We start from the raw sequence: 23,141 nt of genomic DNA, 5'->3' as shown, positions 1-23,141 counted from the left end.
AGGATCGCCAATCTGTCCAATATTGACCGCAGCTAAGCCACGGCCATCTGCTGCAAGCTGACCAGGCGCTGAATGCCTTTCTTGGCGAGCCCCATCAGCGCCGCGAACTGCTCTTCCGAGAACGGCTCGCCCTCGGCTGTGCCCTGGATCTCGACGATGCCGCCCTTGCCGGTCATGACGAAATTGGCGTCGGTGCCGGCCGAGGAATCCTCGATATAGTCGAGATCGATGACCGGCTGGCCATCATGGATGCCGCAGGAGATCGCCGCGACGTGATCCTTAAGCACCTTGCCCAGGCTCGCCATCTGGCGAGCTTCCATCCAGCGCAGGCAGTCGTAGAGCGCCACCCAGCCGCCGGTGATCGAAGCGGTGCGCGTGCCGCCGTCGGCCTGGATCACGTCGCAGTCGACGGTGATCTGCTGCTCACCGAGCGCCTGCAGATCGACCACGGCGCGCAGGGAGCGGCCGATCAGCCGCTGGATCTCCAGCGTGCGGCCGCCTTGTTTGCCGGCCGAAGCCTCGCGGCGCATGCGCTCGCCGGTCGAACGCGGCAGCATGCCGTATTCCGCCGTCACCCAGCCCTTGCCGGAGTTGCGCATCCAGCCCGGCACCTTTTCCTCCAGGCTGGCCGTACACAGCACATGCGTGTCGCCGAACTTCACCAGGCACGAGCCTTCCGCATGCTTGGAGACGCCGCGCTCGAAGGAGATGGGGCGCATTTCGTCGAATTGGCGTTTGGAAGGGCGCATTCAGGCTTCTTTCTTTCTTCGGAATCTTGGCCGGGGAATCTTGGCCGGCTTGTAGCCGCACGGGGCGTGAGGCGCAAAGGAAAATGGACCGGTTGCGCCGACGCCGCGGAAGTCTATATCTTCGGACCGGAGGTTTTTGGCTCGAATGACCAAGGTAGTCGATCCCGGTTCGCAGTCGCCAGTGCTCTCGTCGCCGGCACTTCAACCGCCCGCGCTTCAATCGCTCGATATGCGTTCGCGCGACATCTTCCGGCGCATCGTCGATTCCTATTTGAGGGATGGCGAGCCGGTCGGTTCGCGCAGCCTGTCGCGCATCCTGCCGTCATCGCTGTCGCCGGCCACCATCCGCAACGTGATGAGCGACCTCGAGCACCTCGGCCTGATCTACGCGCCGCACATCTCGGCTGGCCGGCTGCCGACCCAGGCCGGCTTGCGCTTCTTCGTCGATGCATTCATGGAACTCGGCGACCTCTCCGACGAGGAGCGCCGCACCATCGAGGCGCAGGTGCGCGCCTCCGGCTCGGGCGCGACGCTGGAGCATATGCTGACCGAGGCCAGCCAGATGCTGTCCGGCATGTCGCGCGGCGCCGGCCTCGTGCTCGCCGCCAAAAATGAGGCGGCGCTGAAGCACATCGAATTCATCCAGCTCGAGCCGACCAAGGCGCTGGCCGTGCTGGTCTCGCAGAACGGCGACGTCGAAAATCGCGTCATCGATCTGCCCGCCGGCATCACCGTCTCGCAATTGCACGAAGCCTCCAACTTCCTCAACGCCCATATCCGCGGCCGCACCCTGGCCGAGGCCCGGGTCGAAATCGCCCGCATCAAGGAAGAGACCAGGGCAGCCCTCGACACGCTGTCGCAGGATCTGGTCGAGAAGGGCCTGGCGGTCTGGGCAGGCGCCGAAAGCGGGGTGCCTGGGCGGCTTATCGTGCGCGGCCGCGCCAATCTCCTGGAAAACGTCACCGCCCAGGCCGACATAGAATTGCTGCGGCATCTGTTCGAGGATCTGGAGACGCAGGATGGGCTGATCCAGCTCCTCGACCTCGCCGAGGAAGGCCCGGGGGTGCGCATATTCATCGGTTCGGAAAACAAGCTGTTTTCGCTGTCGGGCTCCTCGCTGGTGGTGGCACCCTATCGCGACAAGGACGCGCGCGTCGTCGGTGCGCTCGGCGTCATCGGGCCGACGCGGCTGAATTATGCGCGCATAGTACCGATGGTGGACTATACCGCCCAGCTGATTTCGCGCATGCTGCGCTAGGAGCCGCCGCGGCCTGCCGCAAGGAGAAAAAGAATGGCGCTGGAATCGTTCAAGGCCCAGATCAGCCTGCTGCTCGAGGAAATGGTCAATCAGCCTGAGGATCAGCACGAGGTGCAAGAGCAGTTGCGTGAGAAGCTGCAAGAGATGCGGGCCATGGGCCTGCCGCTGCCGGCCGATCTGGTCGCGCTGGAAAAGCGCCTCGACGACGACTTCTACGCCTCTGGCAACTGAACGGGGTTCGGCTTCAAATCCTCGTGTGCTGGACCACCGCTTGGAACGACCAATGCCTGATCCCGTTTGCCCTCTTCGAGGCAAACCTCGGAGGACGTTAATGATCCGATCTGGCGGCTTTGCGGCCGTTGCCGCTGCCCTCCTTGTCGCGACACCGGCAGCCGCCCAGCAGGCGGATCAAAAGGTGCTCAAAGGCGAAGCCGCTTTTGGCGATTGGCACGCCGACAGGCCTGGCGTCCGCCGCCTGATCGGGCCGCAAGACATGCCGGCAGCCGACCCCGCTCAATCCGCTTCGAACGGCGGCGGCGTGGCGGAACGGCCCGAAAGCGCCGAGCCAGAATTGCCGCCGGGCTTTTCGGCCGAAATGATCGCCTCCGGACTCTATAATCCGCGCGTCGTTCGCGTCGCTCCGAACGGCGACCTGTTCATCGCAAACGGCCATGCCGACCAAATACGCGTCTACCGTCTGGCCGAGGGCCGCGCCAAACCCATCGAGAAAGCGATTTTCGCCCAAGGCCTCAACTATCCATACGGCATCGCCTTCTATCCGCCAGGCGGCAAGCCGCAATGGGTCTATGTCGCAAACAGCGACAGCATCGTCCGCTTCCCCTATCGCGACGGTGACCTGAAGGCGTCCGGTAAACCAGAAGCCATTGTCGCCAAAATCCCGTCGGGCGGTCACTCGACCCGTGACATCGCCTTCTCGCTTGACGGCAAGACGCTTTTTTTATCGGTTGGCTCGGACTCGAATGTCGCCGAGGACATGGACAAGCAGCCGGATGGCGGCCTCGACGCCTGGGCGAAATCAAAGCCGCTCGGGGCGGCCTGGGGCCCCGAGGAAGGCCGTGCCGATGTGCTCGCCTTTGACCCGGACGGGAAAAATCCCCGAACTGTCGCCACCGGCCTGCGCAACTGTACGGGCATGACGGTGCAGCCCGCCAGCGGCGCGTTGTGGTGCGTCGTCAACGAGCGTGACGAGCTCGGCGACAATGTGCCGTTCGAGTTTGCAACTGAAGTCAAGGACGGTGCGTTCTATGGTTGGCCTTGGTACTACATCGGCAATCACGAGGATCCGCGCCATCAGGGCGAGCGGCCAGACCTCGCCGGCAAGGCCACTGTCCCCGACGTGTTGATGCAGGCGCATTCGGCGCCGATGAACATAGCCTTCTACGACGGCGAGAACTTTCCGGCGGATTACCGGGGTGATGCTTTCGTCACCATGCATGGTTCGTGGAACCGTGGCGCCAGGACCGGCTACAAGGTGGTGAGGCTCAAATTCAGGGATGGCAAGCCGACCGGCGAGTATGAGGACTTCATGACCGGCTTCGTCATCTCGAACGACGCCGTCTGGGGCCGCCCGGTCGGTGTCGCCATGGCCAAGGACGGCTCCCTGATCGTCACCGAGGACGGTAACGGCACCATCTGGCGCGTTACCTACGAAGACGGCCGCTCCTGAACGGCGGCGTCGCCTGCTGCGCTGGCGCAATCGAATTCGGCCCGAGGGAATTCACCCAACTTCAACATTGTGCGACAAGCGCGAACCATGACGCTCACCGGGTTCCTCGCCTATAGCGCCGCCCTCGGCATCGCCGCAGCCATCCCCGGCCCAGGCGTCACCGCGCTTGTTGCGCGTGCGCTGGGTTCCGGCTTCCGCTCGTCGCTGGCCATGTCGTTCGGGCTGATGCTCGGCGACCTGACCTATTTAACTGCCGTGGTGCTCGGCCTGGCTTTCGTCGCACAGACGTTCGGCATGGTCTTCCTGGCCATCAAATGGCTGGGCGTCGCCTACCTCGCTTTTCTTGGCTGGCGTTTCTGGACGAGCGGCATCACGCCCGAAACGGTAGAGGCGAAGAACGGCAAAGGCGGCTTGGCATCCAGCTTTGTAGCCGGTCTCGCCGTCACACTCGGCAATCCGAAGACGATGATCTTCTATCTCGCCATCACCCCGACCATCGTCGATCTGAAGACGATCACGCTGGCCGATTACGGCATCCTGGTCGCGCTCACTATCGTCGTTCTACTCGTGGTGCTGGTGCCCTATCTGGCGCTGGCGGCCAAGGCGCGCTGGTTCCTGAAGTCGCCGCGGGCGCTGAGGGCACTCAACCGCACCGCCGCCGGCTTCATGGTCGGTGCGGCGGCGGCAATTGCCGCCCGCCAGTAGGTCTCTTCGCCAATCCGCCCAACGATTGTCACGCCTTGCAAGGTGCCGGTATTCAGCACGAACGTCACTCGGATATTTTTCGAACGAGCCTATCTTGCGCGGTGGATGGCACTATCCTATGCCCGCCCGGCTCTTGCCGCTTGACCTCTGGGAGGAAAATCAATGAACAAGCCCGCCACCCACACACACGTGCCCGGCCGCGGCCGCATCTACAATTCGATCACCGAGACGATCGGCGACACGCCGCTGGTGCGGTTGGATAAATTCGCCAGGGAGAAGGGTGTCGTCGCCAATCTGCTGGCCAAGCTCGAATTCTTCAACCCGATCGCCTCGGTCAAGGACCGCATCGGCGTCTCGATGATCGAGGCATTGGAGGCTTCGGGCAGGATTACACCCGGCAAGACCACGCTGATCGAGCCGACCTCGGGCAATACCGGCATCGCGCTCGCCTTTGCCGCCGCCGCCAAGGGTTACAAGCTGATCCTGACCATGCCGGAAACCATGTCCGTCGAACGCCGCAAGATGCTGGCGCTGCTCGGTGCCGAGCTGGTGCTGACCGAAGGGCCGAAAGGAATGAAGGGCGCCATCGCCAAGGCGGACGAGCTGGCGGCAACACTGCCCGACGCCGTCATTCCGCAGCAATTCGAAAACCCCGCCAATCCGGAAATCCATCGCCGCACCACGGCCGAGGAAATCTGGAACGACACCCATGGCGAAGTCGATATCTTCGTTGCCGGCATCGGGACCGGCGGCACCATCACCGGCGTCGGCCAGGTGCTGAAGAAGCGCAAGCCCTCGGTGCATGTCGTCGCCGTCGAACCGGAAGCCTCGCCGGTGCTGTCGGGCGGCCAGCCAGGCCCGCACAAGATCCAGGGCATTGGCGCCGGCTTCGCGCCAAAAATCCTCGATACGACGATCTACGACGAGATCGTCAAAGTTTCGAACGAGGATTCGGTTGCCAATGCACGGCTCGTCGCTCGGCTCGAAGGTGTGCCGGTCGGCATTTCGTCGGGTGCCGCCCTGCAAGCGGCGATCGTCGTCGGCTCGCGGCCCGAGAACAAGGGCAAGACTCTCGTCGTCGTCATCCCCTCCTTCGCCGAGCGCTATCTCTCGACTATCCTGTTCGAGGGATTGGGGACTTAGAGTCTGGACACGAGAGTGTTTGACCGGTTGTAGCGATCCTTCGCGCTGCCCCTCCGGCATCAAACATTCTGTATCGACGCTTCGGCGTGGACCGCTGAAAAAACCACCAAATCGTCGCTGCCCGGCAGGTGGAGGACTTCATGTATAAGCTCTATACGCGTGCCAATACCGGCGGCTTTGTCGTCGAGGCGGCGCTCGCTTTGGCAGGCGTGCCTTTCCACCAGGTCGACGTTCCGAAGGGCCGCCTCGATCAGGCCTTTCTTGATATCAGCCCCTTGAACCAGGTGCCGGTGCTGATCTTGCCGGACGGACGCTCGATGACCGAATCCGCGGCGATCTGCATCCTGCTGGCCGAGCGCCACCCGGAAGCAGGACTGGCGCCCGCGGCAAGTTCGCCTGACCGTGCGGATTTCCTGCGCTGGATGTTTTTCATGTCCTCCGTCATTTATCCAGCCAACCTGCGGTTCTTCTACGCGCATCGCTACACGGCCGACGCCGCTGGCGTGGACGCCCTCAAACAGGCGGCCTTCTCGGAAATGGATCGCAGCTTCGCCATTCTCGATGCCGCCCTCGACGGCCGCGACTGGCTGGCCGGCGACCAACTCTCGCTGGCCGACATCTATCTCGTCATGTTGGTGGCCTGGCATCCGGAGGTCGCGAAGGTTCCAACCGCTTGGCCGAACATCGAACGCCTGTGGGCCAATTTGCGGGAACATCGGGTGATGAAGAGGCTGAATGCTTCCCACAACATGTGGCCGGCCTGAGCACTCCGCCTTGTCTCAGTCTTTTTCCGCGCGGCCGAGCTCTGCCCGTCGTTCCTGCAGGAACCGGCGCACGGCTGGATCGCGTTCGAGGCCGATAGCCCGGTCATAGGCCTCGCTCGCCTGCGGAACTTTGCCGAGCCTGGCCAGCAGGCCCGCGCGGGCGGCCCAGTAAGGTTGATAGTCATACAGCCGCTTATCGCCGCTGAGTTGATCAAGGGCGCCCAATCCTGCCGAGGCACCTTCGGCCTCGGCAATGGCTACCGCACGGTTGATCGAAACCACCGGCGAGCCGGCAATCACCGACAGCGCGTTATAGAGCTCCTTGATCGCGACCCAGTCGGTGCCGCCGGTCAGCCGTCTTGTCGCATGGGCGGACTGCACGGCGGCCTCGAGCTGGTAGCGGCCGACAACGCCCTTGGCCGCGGCGCGCCCGAGCAGCGTCTCCGCTTCATCGATCAGTGTATCGTCCCAAAGTGCAAGATCCTGCTCGGCCAGCGGCACATAATCGCCCGCCGCATTGCGCCGCGCCGCGCGCCGCGCTTCGGCGAACAGCATCAGCGCCAAAAGGCCGAGCGCCTCCGGCTCGTCCGGCATCAGCGTGGCCATCAGACGGCCGAGCCAGATGGCTTCTGTCGCGAGGTTGCGGCGCCGCGTTTCGGTGCCGGCCGGGTCGGACCAGCCTTCGGCAAACGCCGCGTAGATTGCTTCCAGAACGGTGCCCAGCCGCTCGCCGAGTTCGGCCCGCTCCGGCACGCGGAACGGAATACCTGTCTCGCGAATTCGCGTCTTGGCGCGCACCAGGCGCTGGCTCATCGTGGCTGGCGAGACAAGGAAAGCCGAGGCGATCGTCGCTGCGTCGAAGCCCAGGACCGTCTGCAGGATCAGCGGCGCGCGGACGCCGGCCTCGATCGCCGGATGGGCGCAGGCAAACATCAGCCGGAGCCGCTCGTCCGGCAGGTCTTCGTCGACCATGCGTGCCTCCATCTCCTCGGCGATCAGCCTAAGGTGGTCGCGGGCCGCCTCGCTTGTCAGTCGCCGTCTGACCGCGTCGACGCAGCGCTTGCGTGCCACCACCAGCAGCCAGGCGTCCGGCTTGTCGGGCACGCCCGCCTGTGGCCAACGCTCGAGCGCCGCTGCAAAGGCATCTGCCAAGGCGTCCTCGGCAGCGGCCACGTCGCGTGTGCGCGCGGCGAGATACGCGACCAGCTTGCCGTAGCTTTGCCGGGCGGCCGCTTCCGCCGCCGCCCGCGCGATCTCCGGACGACTGTCCATCACACGGTCACTTCTGGGATGGGTACTCGGTCATTTCCCAGATCGGCCGCACCTCGATCGTGCCGGTGCTGGCACCCGGGCAGCGAGCCGCCCAGGCAATTGCTGCGTCGGCGTCCTCAGCCTCGATCATGTAGAAGCCGGCGAGCTGCTCCTTGGTGTCGGCATAGGGACCGTCGAGCACATTGGTCTTGCCGTTGGCCATCCGCACCGTGGTGGCGGTCTGGGTCGGCTTCAACCGGTCGCCGGCCAGCCACGCTCCGGATTTCTTCAACGCCTCGGTATAGGCTCCATAGGCTGCACTGATTTCATAGGTCTTCTCCGTCGGCGAGGCCGCCATCGCGGCTTCGTTCGCATAGATCAAAAGCATGTATCGCATGGTCTTCTCCCGTTTTTCTCGAAGGCCGCTCCGTTGCGGGCCGAACGTATGTCGCGCGGCCTCGCCCGATTTCGACAGGCGCTGCAAAAATCTTTCGGCTCCCATGGCATTTCACGCAAGCTCAACCGTTCGTCTAATGGCGACAATTGCGGGTTGGCATTTCCCGTCCGCTCTCTAAACTCGTCCCGGATCGCGCTGACGAGGAGAGTGCGGCAGATACTTCAGGGAGGAAACCGAATGCTCAATTTCAGGACGAAGTTCGTTGCCGCCGGCGCGATAGCGCTGTCGCTTGGCCTTGGCGCGATATCGGTCAAGGCACAGGAATTCATCAACGTGCTGACCGGCGGCACGTCGGGCGTCTACTATCCGCTCGGCGTGGCGCTGTCGGAAATCTACGGCAAGGGCATCGAAGGCGCGCGCACCCAGGTGCAGGCGACGAAAGCGTCGGTCGAAAACCTCAACCTGCTGCAGCAGGGCAAGGGCGAGATCGCCTTTGCGCTCGGCGATTCCGTCAAGCTGGCCGCCGAAGGCAACACCGAAGCAGGCTTCCCAGGCAAGCTCGACAAGCTGCGCGGCATTGCGGCCATCTATCCCAATTATATCCAGATCGTCGCCAGCAAGGAATCCGGCATCAAGACGCTCGCCGATCTCAAGGGCAAGAGCCTTTCGGTCGGCGCGCCGGCCTCAGGCACCGAGCTCAACGCCCGCACCATTTTCGCCGCTGCCGGGCTGAAATACGAAGACCTCGGGCGGATCGAATATCTGCCCTTTGCCGAATCCGTAGAGTTGATCAAGAACCGCCAGCTCGACGCCACGCTGCAGTCGGCGGGCCTTGGGGTCGCATCGATCCGTGACCTCGCCACCTCGGTGCCGGTAAACATCGTTGCCGTGCCGGCGGAGGACGTCGCCAAGATCGGCTCGCCCTATCTTTCCGTGGTCATCCCCAAGGGCACCTATGAGGGCCAGACCGAGGATGTTGCGACCGCCGCCGTCGGCAATTTCCTGATCACCAGCGCCGATGTCCCTGACGGGACCGCCTACCAGATGACCAAATTGCTGTTCGAGCATCTCGACCAGCTCACCGCTGCCCACGCCGCCGCCAAGGCGATCGACCCCGCCAAGGCGCTCGACGGCATGCCGGTGCCGCTGCATCCAGGCGCCGAGAGGTATTACAAGGAAAAGGGATTGGTGAAGTAAGGAGCCTCGCCTCGCTCCGCACCCTCCCTCGGGGAGGGGATCGCCCCGCCAGGAACCCCGCCAATGACCGCAACCCCGACCGTTCTTTCCCCCACAGCGGAAGCTCCTGTCGAAGGATTGCCGCCGGGCTTCGGCGAAGGCATCGCCGGCAAGGCGGCTTTTCTCATCGCCATCGCCTTCTCCATCTTCCAGATCTACATCGCCGCCTATGGCAGCCTGCCGAGCCAGGTCGTACGCGCCATGCATGTCGGCTTCTTGCTGCTGCTCGGCTTTGCCCTAATCGCCAATCTGCGCGCCAAAAGCGTCCCGGCGAAAGCAGTGTTCTGGACGCTCGGCGTGCTTGGCTTCGCCACCGGTCTGTACAATTGGGTGTTCTATGCCGACCTCATCCGCCGCTCCGGCTTTCTCACCACGCCTGACCTGATCGTCGGCGCGGTGCTGGTCGTGCTGGTCTTCGAGGCGGCGCGGCGATTGATGGGGCTGCCGCTCGCCGTCATTGCCCTCATCTTTCTCGCCTACGCATTTGTCGGCAATCATCTGCCGCCGCCTTTCATCCATCGCGGCTATGATTTCGCCCAGCTCGTCGACACCTTCGCCTATGGCACCGAAGGCATCTACGGCACGCCGATCTATGTTTCGGCCGCCTACATCTTCATCTTCGTCGTCTTCGCCGCCCTTCTTGAGCGCGCCGGCATGATCGCGCTGTTCAACGATTTTGCGCTTGGCCTGGTCGGCTCATGGCGCGGAGGTCCGGCACAGGTCTGTGTGCTGTCCTCGGCGCTGATGGGCACCATTTCCGGCTCCGGCGTCGCCAATGTGGTGGCCAGCGGCCAGTTCACCATCCCGCTGATGAAGCGCTTCGGTTTCCGCTCGGCTTTCGCCGGCGCCGTCGAGGCGACCTCGTCGATGGGCGGCCAGATCATGCCGCCGGTGATGGGAGCGGTTGCCTTTATCATGGCCGAGACCCTGAACATCCCCTATGCCGCGGTGGTCAAGGCGGCGATCATCCCGGCGCTGCTCTATTTCGGCGCCTGTTTCTGGCAGGTGCACCTGGAGGCAGGCAAGGCCGGCCTGCACGGCATGGCCAAGGCCGACCTGCCCAATCCGTGGGATGCGGTGAGACAGCACTGGCCGCTGGTACTGCCGCTCGCAGCACTGATCTACCTGCTGTTTGCCGGCTACACACCGGTGTTCGCCGGCACCATGGGCCTCGCGTTGACCATCGTGCTCATCCTCGGCACGCCGCTGGCAGCATCGATCGGGCCGCTCGCCTTCCGCATCGTCTTCTGGCTGGCGCTCGGGCTTGCCGCGGCTTCCTTCATGAAATTCGGCGTCGACATCCTCAGCCTGGTCATCGCCGTGCTGGTCATCGCCTGCCTCACGTTCAAGGGCGGGCGCGAGACGCTGCGCATATGCATCGATTCCCTTGCGGAGGGAGCAAAGAACGCGCTGCCGGTCGGCATTGCCTGCGCCATCGTCGGCATCGTCATCGGCACGTTGACGCTTACCGGCATCGCCTCGACCTTCATCGGCTGGATCATCTCGATCGGCGAGAACAATCTGTTCCTGTCGCTGCTTTTGACCATGCTCACCTGCCTGGTGCTCGGCATGGGCATACCGACCATTCCCAATTACATCATCACTTCGTCGCTGGCCGGGCCGGCGCTGCTGTCGCTCGGCGTGCCGTTGGTGGTCAGCCATATGTTCGTCTTCTATTTCGGCATCATGGCCGATCTCACCCCGCCTGTGGCGCTGGCCGCCTTCGCCGCCGCACCCATGGCCAAGGAAAGCGGCCTCAAGATCGGCATCCAGGCCACCAAGCTTGCCATTGCCGGCTTCGTTGTGCCGTTCATGGCGGTCTATACCCCGGCGCTGATGCTGCAGGACCCCGGCCCGATCGCCGCCCAGTTCGGCTATCCCGTCGAGGTCGCCTATATCGTCATCAAAGCCTGCATGGGCATCGTCCTGTGGGGCGCCGCTGCCGTCGGATTTCTGGCCCGGCGCATGGCCTGGTGGGAACGCCTCGTCACCTTCGCCGCCGGCGTGCTGCTGGTTGCGGCGCTGCCGCTTACCGACGAGGCGGGCTGGGCGCTGTCCCTTGCCTGGATCGGCTGGCACTGCTGGCGTGCGCGGCAGGCTTCGCTGGCCAACTCGGCATGAGCCTCTGCATTGCCGCGGCCGGCAAGACGGTGACGCTCGCGGTCGCTGCCTTCACGCTCTCCTGGGTGCATTCGGTGGAGAAGACCCAGTGGCAGGAAGACTGGAAGGTGCTGCCGTCCGGCCTGCAGCTGGTCGAGGCCCGCATCAAGGGATCGGGCGCCGGGATGGAGCCGCCGCAAGGCTCGGTGCTGAGAAACGGCTGGTGGGTCTATGCGCCCAAGGTCGGGCCACAGCGGCGCCTCGTGCTCGCCGCGTCGGGCGCTACGGGTCAGGGTTGGACGCTGTGCACGGCGCAGGACTGCCGCGAACTGGCTAAGCTGGCAGGCGACACGATCTCGCTGGAGCCGTGCGGGCCGGAGGGCTCCAGCCAGCCGCGGTAGCAGGCGATCATGCCGGCAAGTGGATGCGAGATCTCGACGTGGAAGCGGAAGCGGCCATCCTCCACCGTTTCGTAGGAAGTCGAGCGTGGACCGAGCCACATCGGGAGCGGCAGGCCAAAAAAGCTCCAGCGGCGCAAGACCAGCGCCAGCCGGCCGTCCTCCGCAACCAGCGCCATCGCGAAGGTCAGCGGGCCGAAGCGTTCGCACAGCAGGCGCTGCGATCGACCCCGGCCTGCAAACTGCAGGCTAGAAAAACTGTGCTTGCCGAATGTCCGCGTCCAGGTCTCGCTCTCCTTGTCGGTGTCGAAGCGGACGTGAACCGGGATGTCCTCGCTTGCCCCGGGGAAGCCGACCATCCGGGCCATTAGCCGGCCAAGAACATTGCGCCCGCGTTCGACGCGCGCGCGGCCTGCCGCCATTGTTGTGCAATCGTGCATGGCGCGGATTTCCCGGGGCAGGCCATGCCAGGCGTCGCCGAGCAAGACGGCATAAAGCGACTTGTCCCTGTCAGCGGGCTCATTCCTGAACCCGGTGTAGATTGTCTTGCCGGCGAACAGCGCTTCATAATCCCGGAGCTCCAAATCGCGCACCGCCGCCCGTGCGCCCGGCGCGGGCTGATGTCCGGCCAGCGCTTTGCGGACCAGCGCTTCGACCGCCATCGACGGGATCAGCGGCCCATCATTGCCCTCGGCCAAGAGATGCCACGAGCGCTTGACGATGGCGCCCGCCCGGTCAGATCCCTCCACCTCGACGAACATGCCGCCGCGATGCTCGCCCCAGCGCAGCCGGTTCGTTGCCTGATGCATCAGCGGCGCCAGCGGCAAAAGCGAACCGATCAATCCGGCGCGCACCAGCCAGGCGAGGCAGATCAGGGCGCGGTGCAGCAACTCGGGTACCGGCCCGGCTCCCATCCAGATGGTCCTCGCCTCCGGCCAAAGCTCGGCCAAGGCGCGCAGGTCGGGAACGTCGACAAGCGAAAACAGCGTGTATCGAAGCGGCAGCCGGCCCGGCGGCGCGATGGTGTAGCGCAGTTGTTCGGTGAACGGACGGCCTTGTTCCGGACGGCCATTGCGAACAAGCCGCACCGGCTGACCGGCATAACCGGCGATAGCGTGAATGACGTTTCCGCCGACACCGGCAAAGGGCGACGGCGCGATGCCGCCGCGAATGCCGTCGACCCGCGTCAGGTCCGACGACAGGCGGCGCACAACCGCGGCCGTCAGCACCGGAAAGCTCGAGACGCCGGACAGCACGAAAACCCCTGCATTTCGCGCCGCCTCGTCGAACGCAGAGACGTCGGCGACGAAATCCGAGCCGTCGGCTAGATCAAGATAGTTGATGCGCCGGGCGATGCAGGCCTCGATCAGGCGATAGCGTCCCTCGCCATAGGCCTGGAACGGGCCGCTCGCGTCGACTACAATATTAGGCTCAAATGCAGCGAGTTGCGCGGCGAGATCGCCGTCACGGTCGAACAGGGCCGGCTGCAGCCGGGCTGCTGTCGGCGCACGCCTGTTGCAATAAGCGTCAGCCTTGGCAAGCGAGCGCCCGGCGACGAAGAGGATCAGACGCGGTTCGCCCTCCAAAAGCTCGACGGTGCGACCGCCAAAGGTGCCATAGCCGCCGACGACAAGAACCTTCATCCGCAGTTCCCCCAAAATGCCCCGCGCCGCTCCCGGCCACGGCAGTGAGCCTAGCCGATCAACCTTGCCCTCACCTCGGCGGAAGGGATTTCACAATTGTCCTTCTTGCCGAACAGGGCGTAGCGGTTCTTTGCGATGCGGTCGTAGAGCCAGTCGCGAAGTGGGCGCGGCAACAGCAGCAGGATCCGCGCCGCCCGCCACGGCCAGCCGAGTTCGGCCATGACGGCAACGAAACTATCCAGGCGGGTGAAAGCGGCGCCATCGACGATGACGAGATTGGTCTCGTAGCGATCCGTTCGCAGCCCGTATTTCTTGAACAGCATCTCGCCGAAGGGCGACTGCGCCGTTGCGAAATGGAAGCGGCCCTTGCGGTCGAGCTTCACCACCATGCGCACAAAGCCCGAGCACAACACGCAAATACCGTCGAACACGATCAACGGGCGACGTGATTCGAATTCTGGCGGCTCAGGAGAATGGTTCGGCTTGACGATCACGTGACGCCCGGCAGCTGGTGTCAGGCGACACTAAACCTGCCGGCGGCTGGATCAAAGCCCGGACTGCTGAAGGCTTGGCGTTGTCGCACGCCGTCTGTCGGTCAGCGCAGGGCGCTCGGCGCGATAGGTCGTTGACCGATTGTCGGCGTCGGGCCGGCATATCCGGCTGTCGTGACGGCTCTCCATGCTCATCATCAGTGCACGCTGATCCCAAGCGTGTTGCCACGGCGCGCGCAGGCGGGGCCTGGGCCGCGCATGTAATAGCGCTCGGGCCGATAGGTCGGTGCGACGAATTCGCGGATGGCGGCAGCATAGCCGGCGATGTGATTCCAGAAGCTCATTTTACTCGGTCCCTGTCCCGTTTCGGATGTCCCTTCCGAATTTCGGGGATCATAGCGTCCAGGCGTGAATAGTCGGTGAACGCGATGTTAATCTCTGGTCGAAAATGCCTTCGTTCATGGCTGGAATGCGGCTGATTCGCGGTGTTTCCATGCAGTCCGTCGGCATTTCGCCCAGTGTGACTTTTGCATCACATATGTTTCGCCTGAATGTCGCTGAGGCGCGATTTTGTTTCAGCTTTTTGCTGGACCGCGAAATTTCCGTGCACGCGGCCGGAAAACCAGGAACCCGCCCGTCAGCCGCACGTTGATTTCCCAGTGCCGGGACGAACCGGTTCCGCAGGCTGTGGTGCTCGGGTTGGGCCGCAGCCAAAAATCCGAAACTGCAAGAGCAATGGAAAGGCAAAGGCCATGGGCTTCTTTTCGAAGGATATCAAAACACTCGATGACCTGTTCGTGCACACGCTGCGCGACATCTATTACGCTGAAAAACAGATCGAGAAATCGCTGCCGAAGATGATCGACAAGGCGAGTGATCCGCAGCTGAAAGCCGGCTTTGAGAAACATCTCGCCCAGACCAAGGGTCATATCCAGCGTGTCGAGCAGGTGTTCGAACTGCACGGCGTGAAGGCCAAGCAGGTCGACTGCCCGGCCATCGACGGCATTCTCGAAGAGGCCGACGACATCAGCGGCGACATCGCCGACAAGGAGGTCCTCGACGCTGCGCTGATCGCCTCGGCCCAGGCGGTCGAGCATTATGAGATGACCCGTTACGGCACCTTGATTGCCTGGGCCAAGCAACTGGGCCGCAGCGACTGCGCCAATGTGCTGGCCAACAATCTCAAGGAGGAGCAGGCGACCGACCGCAAGCTTACCGAGATAGCGGAAAGCAAGATCAACCTGCAGGCCGCCGAGTAGGGCAGCGATAGAGAATTGAGTTCAAGGCAAGGCCGGGCCGAAAGCCCGGACTTGCCTTTTTGCGCCGCCGGAACCGGAACGGGCTTTGGCCGTTCTCGGTTGAACCTTGTCGCGCAGGGAGTTTGTCATGGCGCCGCGCCCCGCCTGGAGAGGATATCTCAAGCTTTCGCTGGTCACGTGCGCCGTCGAACTGACCAATGTCGTGACCCAGGCGGAGAAAGTCTCGTTCCGCGTGCTCAACCGCAAGACCGGCAATACCGTCAAGCGCGTCTATGTCGATTCGGCAAACGGCAAGCCGCTCGATGAAGGGGACGAGATCAAGGGCTACGAGATCGGCGACGGCGACTTCGTCCAAATCGAGGAGGAGGAGATCGAAGCCGTGCAGATCGAATCCTCGCACACGATGAGCCTCGATGGTTTCATCGAAAAATCCTCGATCCAGCAGATCTATCTCGATACGCCCTATTATGTGACGCCTGCGGACGAGGTCTCGGAAGAGGCCTTCGCCGTCATCCGCGACGCCATGGCCGCCAAGAAGACGGCGGGGCTGGCCCGTATCGTGCTCTATCGCCGCGAACGTCCGGTGGTCATCGAGCCGTTGGGCAAGGGTCTGCTGCTGACGACCCTGCGCTATGGCGATACGGTTCGCAGGCCCGAGATGGTGTTCGGCGACATCAAGCCGGTGAAGACCGACGCCGAAATGATCAGGCTGGCCGAACACATCGTCGATGAGAAACAGGCGAAGTTCGATCCTTCCGAATTCGAGGACAAATACGAAAACGCCCTGATCGAGCTGGTCCGCGCCAAGAAGGCCGGCAGGAAGGCACCGAAGACAAAGGCGGAACCACGGCCCTCCAACGTCGTCAATCTCTTCGATGCACTGAAGAAGAGCCTTTCGTCGGAAGCCGGTGCGCCGGCAAAGACCGGACGCCCGGCAAAGGGCGCCAAGTCCAAAGCCGCTCGGCGCGAATCTGCTTAGGATCAGACCATGGTCAGCCTCGAGCAGTATCACGCCAAGCGCAATTTCAAGAAGACCACCGAACCGGCCGGCAAGGTTTCGCGCGGCAAGAAAGCCGAGCCAGGTGGCATCTTCGTCATCCACAAGCATGCCGCCACCAGGCTCCACTACGACCTTCGTCTCGAGCATGGCGGCGTGCTGTGGAGCTGGGCAGTGACGCGGGGCCCGAGCCTCGACCCGCACGAAAAGCGGCTCGCCGTGCATGTCGAGGACCACCCGATCGACTATGCGCCGTTTGAAGGCACTATCCCGAAGGACCAATATGGCGGCGGCTCGGTCATTGTCTGGGACGAGGGAACTTGGGTCCCCGATGGCGACCCGGCAAAAGCGATGAAGAAAGGCCATATCAGTTTCGAACTGCATGGCCACAAATTGCATGGCGCCTGGCATCTGGTGCGGCTGAAGCCGCGTCCGAGCGAAAAGCGTGACAACTGGTTGCTGATCAAATCCGACGATGCCGCCGCGCGTCCGGGCGAGGACATTTTGCAGGAGGCGCCGCAATCGGTGAAATCCGGCCTGACCATCGAGGAGGTCGGCGAAGGCAAGACCACCGACGGCAAGAAGCCAAGCGTCTGGCAGTCCGACAGGCCGGCCGCCAGCAAAGCGAAGGCCGTCGCGGCAAGGCGGCTCGAATTCATCGAACCGGCGCTCGCAACGCTGGAGCGGGACGCCCCGCCCGGCAAGGACTGGCTGCATGAGGTGAAGTTCGACGGCTATCGCATGCAGGCGCAGCTTGCCGGCACCGAGGTTCGGCTTTTGACACGCGCCGGCCTCGACTGGACCGACAAGTTCGGTGGCGCAATTGTCGCGGCACTTGGCGGCCTGAAATGCACCGATGCTATCATCGACGGCGAAATCGTCGTGCTGGCGGATAATGGCGTGTCGTCATTCTCGCTGCTGCAGCAAGATCTGTCGGCAGGCCGCACGGATCGTTTCATCTACTACGTTTTCGACCTGCTGCGTCTTAACGGTGAGGATATCCGTTCCGAACCGCTGGTCGAGCGCAAGGAAAGGCTGCGCACTTTGCTCGCCGGACAGACCGAGGATCGGGCCGTGCGCTTCAGCGACCACTTTGCCGAACCCGGCAAGATCATGCTGGAGCATGCTTGCCGGCTGGGGCTCGAAGGCGTCGTCTCCAAGCGCGCCGACGCGCCCTACCGCAGCGGCCGTGTCCCGTCCTGGGTGAAGTCGAAATGTACGGCGCGCCAGGAATTCGTCATCGGCGGCTACATGCCGTCGGACAAGACCGGGCGCGGCCTGCGCTCGCTGCTGGTCGGCTATCACGAGGGCGGCAAGCTGCGCTATGCCGGCCGCGTCGGCACCGGCTTCACGGCCAAAAGCACCAACGAGCTGAAGAAGAGGCTTGATGCGCTGAAGACGACAACCTCGCCCTTCGACAGGGCGGTGCCAAGGGGCAAGGGGCTGGTCTGGGTCAAGCCCGAACTTGTCGGCGAAGTGGAGTTTCGCAGTTGGACGTCGGACCGTATAATACGCCACGCGTCGTTCCAGGGATTGCGCGAGGACAAGCCGGCGGAGGAAGTCGTGCAGGAGAAACCGAAAGCACGCTCAGCCCCGGCAGAGTCGAAGCCAAAGCCCGCCAAACCCGCGGCCACCGCGAAAACCTCGGTTACGCTGTCCCGCCCCGACAAGCTTCTGTGGCCCGAGGAGGACGTATCGAAGCAGGATCTGGTCGATCACTACGCGCTGGTCTGGCCGCGCATGAAGCAATTCGTCATCAACCGGCCGCTCAGCCTCGTGCGGGCGCCGGACGGTGTTGGCGGCCAACGGTTCTTCCAGAAGCATGCCTCGGCCGGCATGCACGACAAGATCGCCGTGATGAAGGATCCCACCGACGGCGAGGAGATATTGTTCATCCGCGATTTCGACGGTGTCGTGGCCCTTGTTCAACTTGGCGTCGTCGAGATCCACATCTGGGGCTCGACCACGGACGAGCTGGAAAAACCAGACCAGATCATCTTCGATCTCGATCCCGACGAGGGTGTCGACGTGAAGGCGGTGCGTGCCGCGGCGCTCGATATCCGCAGCCGGCTCGACGAACTGTCCCTGCCTAATTTCGTCAAGACCTCGGGCGGCAAGGGCTATCATGTCCTCGTCCCGCTGAAGCCGTCGGCGGACTGGGACGAGGTCAAAGGCTTCGCCCATGAGTTCGCCCGAGCGCTCGAGCAAGCCGCACCCGACCGCTACACGGCGACGTTGTCGAAGAAGGCGCGCACCGGCAGGATATTCGTCGATTATCTGCGCAATGGCCGTGGCGCGACCACGGTCGCGCCCTATTCGTCGCGCGCCAAGAAAGGCGCCACGGTATCAATGCCGGTGACCTGGGCGGAAATCGAGGCCGGATTGCCGCCGAACGCCTTTCCGATCGGCGACAAGACGACGCTGAAGCGGCTTGGGCAAGCCGATCCCTGGGAGGATTTTTTCAAGCAGGCCAAGCCGCTCAAGCGCGGCTAGAGCAATTCCAGGAAAAAGTGCGTGGAACGATTTTCCGTCCGGAATTGCGTCAAAACAAAAAAGATAGAGCGGTTCGGCGTTTCCGTGGAGACGACGGGCCGTTCTGGTGCGTCGAAGCGAGCCATCAGGCGAGAAACGTCTTCTCGAATGCCTGCTTGCCTGTCGGCGAGAAGATCACCGCACGGCTGTCCTTCTCGCGCCGCGCCCATTTCTCGGCGAGGATCTTATCGAGAATGGCGGCGCCCAGCGTGCCGGCGAGGTGCGAACGCCGCACGCTCCAGTCGAGGCAGGCCCGGCACACCGGTCGCCGCGCCTTGCCCTCGACATCGATGCCGATCGCGGCGAAATGCGAGGCGGCCGACGGCCCAAGCCGGATCTCCTCATCATTGCGCAGGAGCACTTGTCGGGCGACGAGACGGTCCAGCATCGCCACCGCCTGGTCGCCGGCTAGGTGGTCGTAGCAGACCCGCGCCACGCGCATGGCGGCGTCGCGTGGGCCAGGCCGCACTCGTTGCGGCCCGACCGCGGCGGCAACACCGGTGATCGCCTCAATCATGCCTGCTACCTGCGGGCCGGCGAGGCCGTAGTAGCGATGCCGTCCCTGGCTTGCCAGCGTCAGCAGCCCGCCTTCCATCAGCTTCGACAGATGGGAACTCGCTGTCGGAAGCGACACGCCGGCCTCGAGTGCCAGTTCACTCGCCGTCAGTGCCGTGCCGCCCATCAGTGCGGACAGCATGTTTGCCCGCGCCGGATCGCCCACCAGGCTGGCAATGCGGGCTATGTCAGGTCCTTCGCGCATGGTTCGTTCCTCATCGAAGCATCCTCGTCAGACAAGCATTAATCTCGATGCAAATCAAGGAGACGACAATGCCTGCAAGGACCATTCTCGGCGCCGCGCCTGCTCGCCGGCCGTTCCCGTTCATTGTCTTGCGCCGCCTGCGGCGGCTGCGGCTCCTGAAGCGGTGGTACGACCGTCATTTGCAGCGTCTCGACCTCGCCGAGATCGACGATCATCTGCTGCGTGACCTTGGCCTGACACCCGAAGACGTCCGCCGCGAATGCGCGAAATCCTTCTGGCAAACCTGACCGTTCAGCGAATTTGCCTGGCATATCGATCTTCGGAACGTTTCGACCCGGCTCGAACTGTGACCGCCAGAAAACATCCACCGCCAAGGAGGCGAAAATGACCATCACCTGCTTCATCCGCTACGAGATCGATCCGTTCGGCAAGGCGGCGTTCGAGGAATATGCACGCAATTGGGGGCAGGCGATCCCGCGCTGCGGCGCCGATCTGATCGGCTATTTCGCGCCGCACGAAGGCTCGGCCACTACGGCTTATGCCGCCTATAACATCGACAGTCTTGCGGCCTACGAAGCCTACCGCGCCCGGCTCGCCGCCGATCCCGCCGGCAAGGCGAATTACGAGTTCGCCCGGCGGGAAAAATTTATCCTGAAGGAGGACCGCGTCTTCCTCAAGCTGGCGTCCGGGCCACATGCTTCTTTGGTGAAGCCATGATCGCCGTCATCTTCGAGGTCGAGCCGGCGGCGGGCATGCGCGATGCCTATCTCGGCATCGCCGCCGATCTGCGCCCACTGCTCGACGGCATCGACGGTTTCCTGTCGATCGAGCGCTTCCAGAGCCTTGCCGATCCGAACCGCATCCTGTCGCTGTCCTTCTGGCGCGACGAGGATGCGGTGAAGGCCTGGCGCAACACGCAGGAACATCGGCAGGCGCAGAGGGCTGGGCGCGGCGGCATCTTTGCCGGCTACCGTTTGCGCATCGCCCATGTCATGCGCGACTACGGCCTGACCGAACGCGCCGAGGCGCCAGCAGACAGCCGGGCGGTGAATGGGTAGCGACTGCTATGCATTCCCGATCAGCACCCCTGCCGCAAACACCAGCGCGCCGCCCAGCACCACCTGGAAGGCGGCGCGCCAGAATGGCGTCTGCATGTAGCGGTTCTGTACGAAGGCGATCGTCCAAAGTTCGAAGAACACCACGATCGCGGCGACGATCGTCGCCGTCCAGAAAAGCGGGATGAGATAGGGCAGCGCGTGCCCGAGCCCGCCCAGCGTCGTCATGACGCCGACGGTCAGCCCGCGTTTTACCGGCGAGCCGCGGCCGGATAGCTTGCCGTCGTCGGAGGCCACTTCGGTGAATCCCATCGAGATACCGGCGCCGATCGAGGCGGCAAGCCCGACCAGAAAGGTCTGGAACGTGTCGTGTGTGGCAAAGGCCGCGGCAAAGATCGGCGCCAGCGTCGACACCGAGCCATCCATCAGCCCGGCCAGCCCGGGCTGCACGTAAGTCAGGATGAACTGACGTTGCTCGGCTGCCGCCTCTTCGTCCTTGACCGCGCCCGATATATGCTTTTGCTCCAGCCGCTGCGCCAGTGTCTCGTGGCCCTGTTCGGCCACCGCCAGATCGTCGAGCAACTTTCTCGTCGAGGCATCGCCTGTGCGTTTGGCCGCCTCGATATAGAACAGGTAGGCCTGCCGCTCCATGGCCTCGGCTTGGCTGCGCACATGATCGATACCGAGCGGCCTCACCAGCCAGTCCGGCTTGCGCTCGTAATAACCCTTCACATGCTCGCGCCGGATCAGCGGTATGCGCTCGCCGAAACGCTTGCGGTAAAGCTCGATCAGCGCGTCGCGATGGCCGTCCTCTTCCTCCGCCATCTCCTCGAACACTTTGGCCGATTGCGGAAAGCTTTCCGCCAGCCCGTCGGCATAGGCGCGATAGATGCGCCCGTCATCCTCCTCGGAGGAGATTGCGAGCGCCAGGATCTCCTGCTCCGAGAGAGATTCAAACGGACGGCGGCCGAAGCCGAAAACGCGGGAAAGCATGAGAAATTCACCCCAGTTTAGAATAGTTCTAAACTAGAGCTTCGCACATCCTCGGTCAATCGCGCCCGCTCCATTCATCTGCTCAAAAGTATCGACGTCGAAACCGAACGAGGCACCGTTTGCTATCGGCGAACGTTCACCTATATAATCGAATCTGAACCAAGAGAAAGGAACCCGCAGATGCCGGAGCAACAGCAGCCGTTTGACCCCAAGCCGGTTCTCGACCTGATCGCTAACATCGAGGCGGACTTGCAGCGCCTGAAAGGGCTGGTCGAGCAGCAGGTCGAAAAATTCGATCCCGCCAATCCGCACAACAAAGCTCCCGACGGCAAGTTGACCGAGGAGGGCGTCGAGTGCTGCTATCGCCTGTTCGACGAGGGTAAGTCGCGCTATTCGGTTGCTCAGCAGATGAAGATCTCCTTCGCTGCTGCCACCCATCGCTTCAACACCTGGCGCAAGATGGGCGGCCCCAAACGGCAAAAGACGCTGTTGGGATGAGGAGCGGCCGGCAATGCCGGGTCAGGCAACGATTTGTCGATTGAAGTGACGAATGCATAGCGGAGGGTGGAGGCGCGGGTGGGTGACAGTCACGCCCCACTCCTGCCTCCAAGTCGAATTGTAACGGTCACATTTTTTCATTGGTGCGCGGCCTCCCTTTCCGTGCACCATAGGCGGTCTCATTTCTTGCAGGACCCCAGCCATGACCATCCCTCCCGGCATCGCCGATATTCACAGCGCAGCAGCGCGATTGTCCGGACTGATCGTCGAAACGCCGCTGATCGAATCGCCGGAGTTGAACAAGCGCTTCGGCGCCAGGATCCTGTTCAAGCCGGAGACGTTGCAGCGCACCGGCTCGTTCAAGTTCCGCGGTGCATATAACAAGCTCTCCTCGCTCTCGGCGGAAGAACGCGCCCGCGGCATCGTCGCCTTCTCGTCGGGTAATCACGCGCAAGGCGTTGCCGCCGCAGCGGCGATGTTCGGCGTCAAGGCCATCATCGCCATGCCTGCCGATGCGCCGGCGATGAAAGTCGGCAATGTCAGGAAGATGGGCGCCGAAGTGATCACCTTCGACCGGGTCCGTGACGATCGCACTGCCGTTGTCCGTTCTTACGTGGAAAAGGGCATGGTCCTGGTGCCGCCCTACGACGATCCGGCGATCATCGCCGGCCAGGGCACGATCGGCCTCGAATTGATGCGCCAAGCAAAAGCGCTTGGCGTCAGCCTCGATGCGGTAGTGGTTCCCTGCGGCGGCGGCGGGTTGAGCAGCGGCATTTCGATCGCGGTCAAGGACGCCTCGCCGGACACCGCCGTCTGGGCCGTGGAACCCGAGCATTTCGACGACACACGCCGCTCGCTGATCCAAGGCGCCAGGGTGTCGAACGCGCCCGGCCACACCTCGATCTGCGATGCCCTTCTCGTCGCCGAGCCGGGTGCCATCACTTTCGAGATCAACCGCAAGAACCTTGCCGGCGCCATCGCCGTTTCCGACCGGGCGGTGGCCCAGGCGATGCGCGACGCGATGGCTTGCCTGAAGCTGGTGGTCGAACCTGGCGGCTGCGTCGGTTTGGCCGCGCTGTCGTCAGGCGAGATCGACCTTACCGGGAAATGCGTGGCCGTGGTGCTGTCCGGCGGCAATGTCGATTTCAGCACCTATGCCGAGATCATTGCTGCCAGCTAAGATAGCAACCAGTTGCAGGTCATGTGCCGGTTCGAGGCGCTCGAG

Annotated in this window: 25 protein-coding genes; 17 read left to right on the top strand and 8 right to left on the bottom strand. The window is 63.5% G+C overall.

Annotated features, from left to right (window positions below):
• Positions 1-32: 32 nt before the first annotated feature.
• Positions 33-749 carry a ribonuclease PH gene (rph, locus tag NKJ72_RS09695; protein ID WP_254818003.1) on the bottom strand — a complete coding sequence of 239 codons (717 nt, stop codon included), beginning with the start codon at positions 747-749 and terminating at the stop codon, positions 33-35.
• A gap of 145 nt (positions 750-894) precedes the next feature.
• Here rph and hrcA point away from each other — a divergent pair, with 145 nt between their 5' ends.
• The 6 genes from hrcA to NKJ72_RS09665 all read left to right on the top strand — a co-directional run bounded on the left by hrcA (position 895) and on the right by NKJ72_RS09665 (position 6,306).
• The gene (gene hrcA, locus NKJ72_RS09690) at positions 895-2,007 is read left to right on the top strand and encodes a heat-inducible transcriptional repressor HrcA (protein WP_254818004.1); all 1,113 of its coding nucleotides are present in this window, start codon (positions 895-897) and stop codon (positions 2,005-2,007) included.
• Between the two features lie 33 nt (positions 2,008-2,040).
• Complete coding sequence (locus tag NKJ72_RS09685; RefSeq protein WP_254818005.1) at positions 2,041-2,238, top strand: hypothetical protein; 198 nt, start codon at positions 2,041-2,043, stop codon at positions 2,236-2,238.
• A 100-nt stretch (positions 2,239-2,338) separates the two neighbouring features.
• Positions 2,339-3,694, top strand: a complete 1,356-nt coding sequence (locus NKJ72_RS09680; RefSeq protein WP_352476832.1) for a PQQ-dependent sugar dehydrogenase — start codon at positions 2,339-2,341, stop codon at positions 3,692-3,694.
• 87 nt (positions 3,695-3,781) lie between these two features.
• A complete protein-coding gene (locus tag NKJ72_RS09675; protein WP_352476831.1) occupies positions 3,782-4,399 on the top strand; it encodes a LysE family translocator in 618 nt (205 codons plus the stop codon).
• 162 nt (positions 4,400-4,561) lie between these two features.
• Entirely contained in the window at positions 4,562-5,542 is a 981-nt protein-coding gene (cysK, locus tag NKJ72_RS09670; protein WP_254818008.1) for a cysteine synthase A, read from the top strand.
• A gap of 140 nt (positions 5,543-5,682) precedes the next feature.
• Entirely contained in the window at positions 5,683-6,306 is a 624-nt protein-coding gene (locus NKJ72_RS09665; RefSeq protein WP_352476830.1) for a glutathione S-transferase family protein, read from the top strand.
• Between the two features lie 15 nt (positions 6,307-6,321).
• On the opposite strand, the gene NKJ72_RS09660 is transcribed toward NKJ72_RS09665, so the two are convergent.
• Together NKJ72_RS09660 and NKJ72_RS09655 are read right to left on the bottom strand one after the other, a co-directional pair.
• Positions 6,322-7,578: an RNA polymerase sigma factor gene (locus NKJ72_RS09660; RefSeq protein WP_352476829.1), complete on the bottom strand. Its 1,257-nt coding sequence runs from the start codon at positions 7,576-7,578 to the stop codon at positions 6,322-6,324.
• A gap of 7 nt (positions 7,579-7,585) precedes the next feature.
• Positions 7,586-7,954 carry a YciI family protein gene (locus NKJ72_RS09655; RefSeq protein WP_352476828.1) on the bottom strand — a complete coding sequence of 123 codons (369 nt, stop codon included), beginning with the start codon at positions 7,952-7,954 and terminating at the stop codon, positions 7,586-7,588.
• A 237-nt stretch (positions 7,955-8,191) separates the two neighbouring features.
• Here NKJ72_RS09655 and NKJ72_RS09650 point away from each other — a divergent pair, with 237 nt between their 5' ends.
• The 3 genes from NKJ72_RS09650 to NKJ72_RS09640 all read left to right on the top strand — a co-directional run bounded on the left by NKJ72_RS09650 (position 8,192) and on the right by NKJ72_RS09640 (position 11,691).
• On the top strand, positions 8,192-9,151 hold the full coding sequence (locus tag NKJ72_RS09650; RefSeq protein ID WP_352476827.1) for a TAXI family TRAP transporter solute-binding subunit: 960 nt from the start codon (positions 8,192-8,194) through the stop codon (positions 9,149-9,151).
• Positions 9,152-9,214: 63 nt separating this feature from the next.
• Positions 9,215-11,311: a TRAP transporter permease gene (locus NKJ72_RS09645; RefSeq protein WP_352476826.1), complete on the top strand. Its 2,097-nt coding sequence runs from the start codon at positions 9,215-9,217 to the stop codon at positions 11,309-11,311.
• Positions 11,308-11,691: a DUF1850 domain-containing protein gene (locus NKJ72_RS09640; RefSeq protein ID WP_352476825.1), complete on the top strand. Its 384-nt coding sequence runs from the start codon at positions 11,308-11,310 to the stop codon at positions 11,689-11,691. The genes NKJ72_RS09645 and NKJ72_RS09640 overlap by 4 nt, the downstream gene beginning before the upstream one ends.
• On the opposite strand, the gene NKJ72_RS09635 is transcribed toward NKJ72_RS09640, so the two are convergent.
• The 3 genes from NKJ72_RS09635 to NKJ72_RS09625 all read right to left on the bottom strand — a co-directional run bounded on the left by NKJ72_RS09635 (position 11,580) and on the right by NKJ72_RS09625 (position 14,166).
• Positions 11,580-13,331 (bottom strand): saccharopine dehydrogenase family protein, encoded by a 1,752-nt coding sequence (locus NKJ72_RS09635; RefSeq protein WP_352476824.1) that lies wholly within the window; start codon positions 13,329-13,331, stop codon positions 11,580-11,582. The genes NKJ72_RS09640 and NKJ72_RS09635 overlap by 112 nt on opposite strands.
• A gap of 50 nt (positions 13,332-13,381) precedes the next feature.
• Complete coding sequence (locus NKJ72_RS09630) at positions 13,382-13,762, bottom strand: thiol-disulfide oxidoreductase DCC family protein (RefSeq protein WP_352476823.1); 381 nt, start codon at positions 13,760-13,762, stop codon at positions 13,382-13,384.
• Positions 13,763-14,019: 257 nt separating this feature from the next.
• Positions 14,020-14,166, bottom strand: a complete 147-nt coding sequence (locus NKJ72_RS09625; RefSeq protein WP_254818015.1) for a hypothetical protein — start codon at positions 14,164-14,166, stop codon at positions 14,020-14,022.
• A gap of 408 nt (positions 14,167-14,574) precedes the next feature.
• Between NKJ72_RS09625 and NKJ72_RS09620 the strand changes: the two genes are divergently transcribed.
• The 3 genes from NKJ72_RS09620 (at position 14,575) to ligD (ending at position 18,571) form a co-directional block, all read left to right on the top strand.
• Positions 14,575-15,081, top strand: a complete 507-nt coding sequence (locus NKJ72_RS09620) for a YciE/YciF ferroxidase family protein (protein ID WP_254818016.1) — start codon at positions 14,575-14,577, stop codon at positions 15,079-15,081.
• 127 nt (positions 15,082-15,208) lie between these two features.
• Positions 15,209-16,060: a non-homologous end joining protein Ku gene (ku, locus tag NKJ72_RS09615; protein ID WP_352476822.1), complete on the top strand. Its 852-nt coding sequence runs from the start codon at positions 15,209-15,211 to the stop codon at positions 16,058-16,060.
• A gap of 9 nt (positions 16,061-16,069) precedes the next feature.
• Entirely contained in the window at positions 16,070-18,571 is a 2,502-nt protein-coding gene (gene ligD / locus NKJ72_RS09610) for a DNA ligase D (RefSeq protein ID WP_352476821.1), read from the top strand.
• A 124-nt stretch (positions 18,572-18,695) separates the two neighbouring features.
• On the opposite strand, the gene NKJ72_RS09605 is transcribed toward ligD, so the two are convergent.
• Positions 18,696-19,370: an ArsR/SmtB family transcription factor gene (locus tag NKJ72_RS09605; RefSeq protein WP_352476820.1), complete on the bottom strand. Its 675-nt coding sequence runs from the start codon at positions 19,368-19,370 to the stop codon at positions 18,696-18,698.
• Positions 19,371-19,438: 68 nt separating this feature from the next.
• Here NKJ72_RS09605 and NKJ72_RS09600 point away from each other — a divergent pair, with 68 nt between their 5' ends.
• The 3 genes from NKJ72_RS09600 (at position 19,439) to NKJ72_RS09590 (ending at position 20,428) form a co-directional block, all read left to right on the top strand.
• Positions 19,439-19,657, top strand: coding sequence for a DUF1127 domain-containing protein (locus NKJ72_RS09600; RefSeq protein WP_352476819.1), 219 nt, complete (start codon positions 19,439-19,441; stop codon positions 19,655-19,657).
• Positions 19,658-19,754: 97 nt separating this feature from the next.
• Positions 19,755-20,087 carry an NIPSNAP family protein gene (locus tag NKJ72_RS09595; protein ID WP_352476818.1) on the top strand — a complete coding sequence of 111 codons (333 nt, stop codon included), beginning with the start codon at positions 19,755-19,757 and terminating at the stop codon, positions 20,085-20,087.
• On the top strand, positions 20,084-20,428 hold the full coding sequence (locus tag NKJ72_RS09590) for an antibiotic biosynthesis monooxygenase family protein (RefSeq protein ID WP_254818022.1): 345 nt from the start codon (positions 20,084-20,086) through the stop codon (positions 20,426-20,428). The genes NKJ72_RS09595 and NKJ72_RS09590 overlap by 4 nt, the downstream gene beginning before the upstream one ends.
• A 6-nt stretch (positions 20,429-20,434) precedes the next feature.
• On the opposite strand, the gene mbfA is transcribed toward NKJ72_RS09590, so the two are convergent.
• The gene (gene mbfA, locus NKJ72_RS09585; RefSeq protein ID WP_352476817.1) at positions 20,435-21,418 is read right to left on the bottom strand and encodes an iron exporter MbfA; all 984 of its coding nucleotides are present in this window, start codon (positions 21,416-21,418) and stop codon (positions 20,435-20,437) included.
• 180 nt (positions 21,419-21,598) lie between these two features.
• Between mbfA and NKJ72_RS09580 the strand changes: the two genes are divergently transcribed.
• A complete protein-coding gene (locus NKJ72_RS09580; RefSeq protein WP_254818024.1) occupies positions 21,599-21,916 on the top strand; it encodes a hypothetical protein in 318 nt (105 codons plus the stop codon).
• Between the two features lie 202 nt (positions 21,917-22,118).
• Positions 22,119-23,096 (top strand): threonine/serine dehydratase family protein, encoded by a 978-nt coding sequence (locus NKJ72_RS09575; protein ID WP_254818025.1) that lies wholly within the window; start codon positions 22,119-22,121, stop codon positions 23,094-23,096.
• Positions 23,097-23,141: the final 45 nt, after the last annotated feature.

This window comes from Mesorhizobium sp. M0045 (assembly GCF_040323385.1).
Lineage (GTDB): Bacteria > Pseudomonadota > Alphaproteobacteria > Rhizobiales > Rhizobiaceae > Mesorhizobium.
Note: the sequence above shows the minus strand (reverse complement) of the source record. Positions and strands in the feature narration are given on the sequence as shown.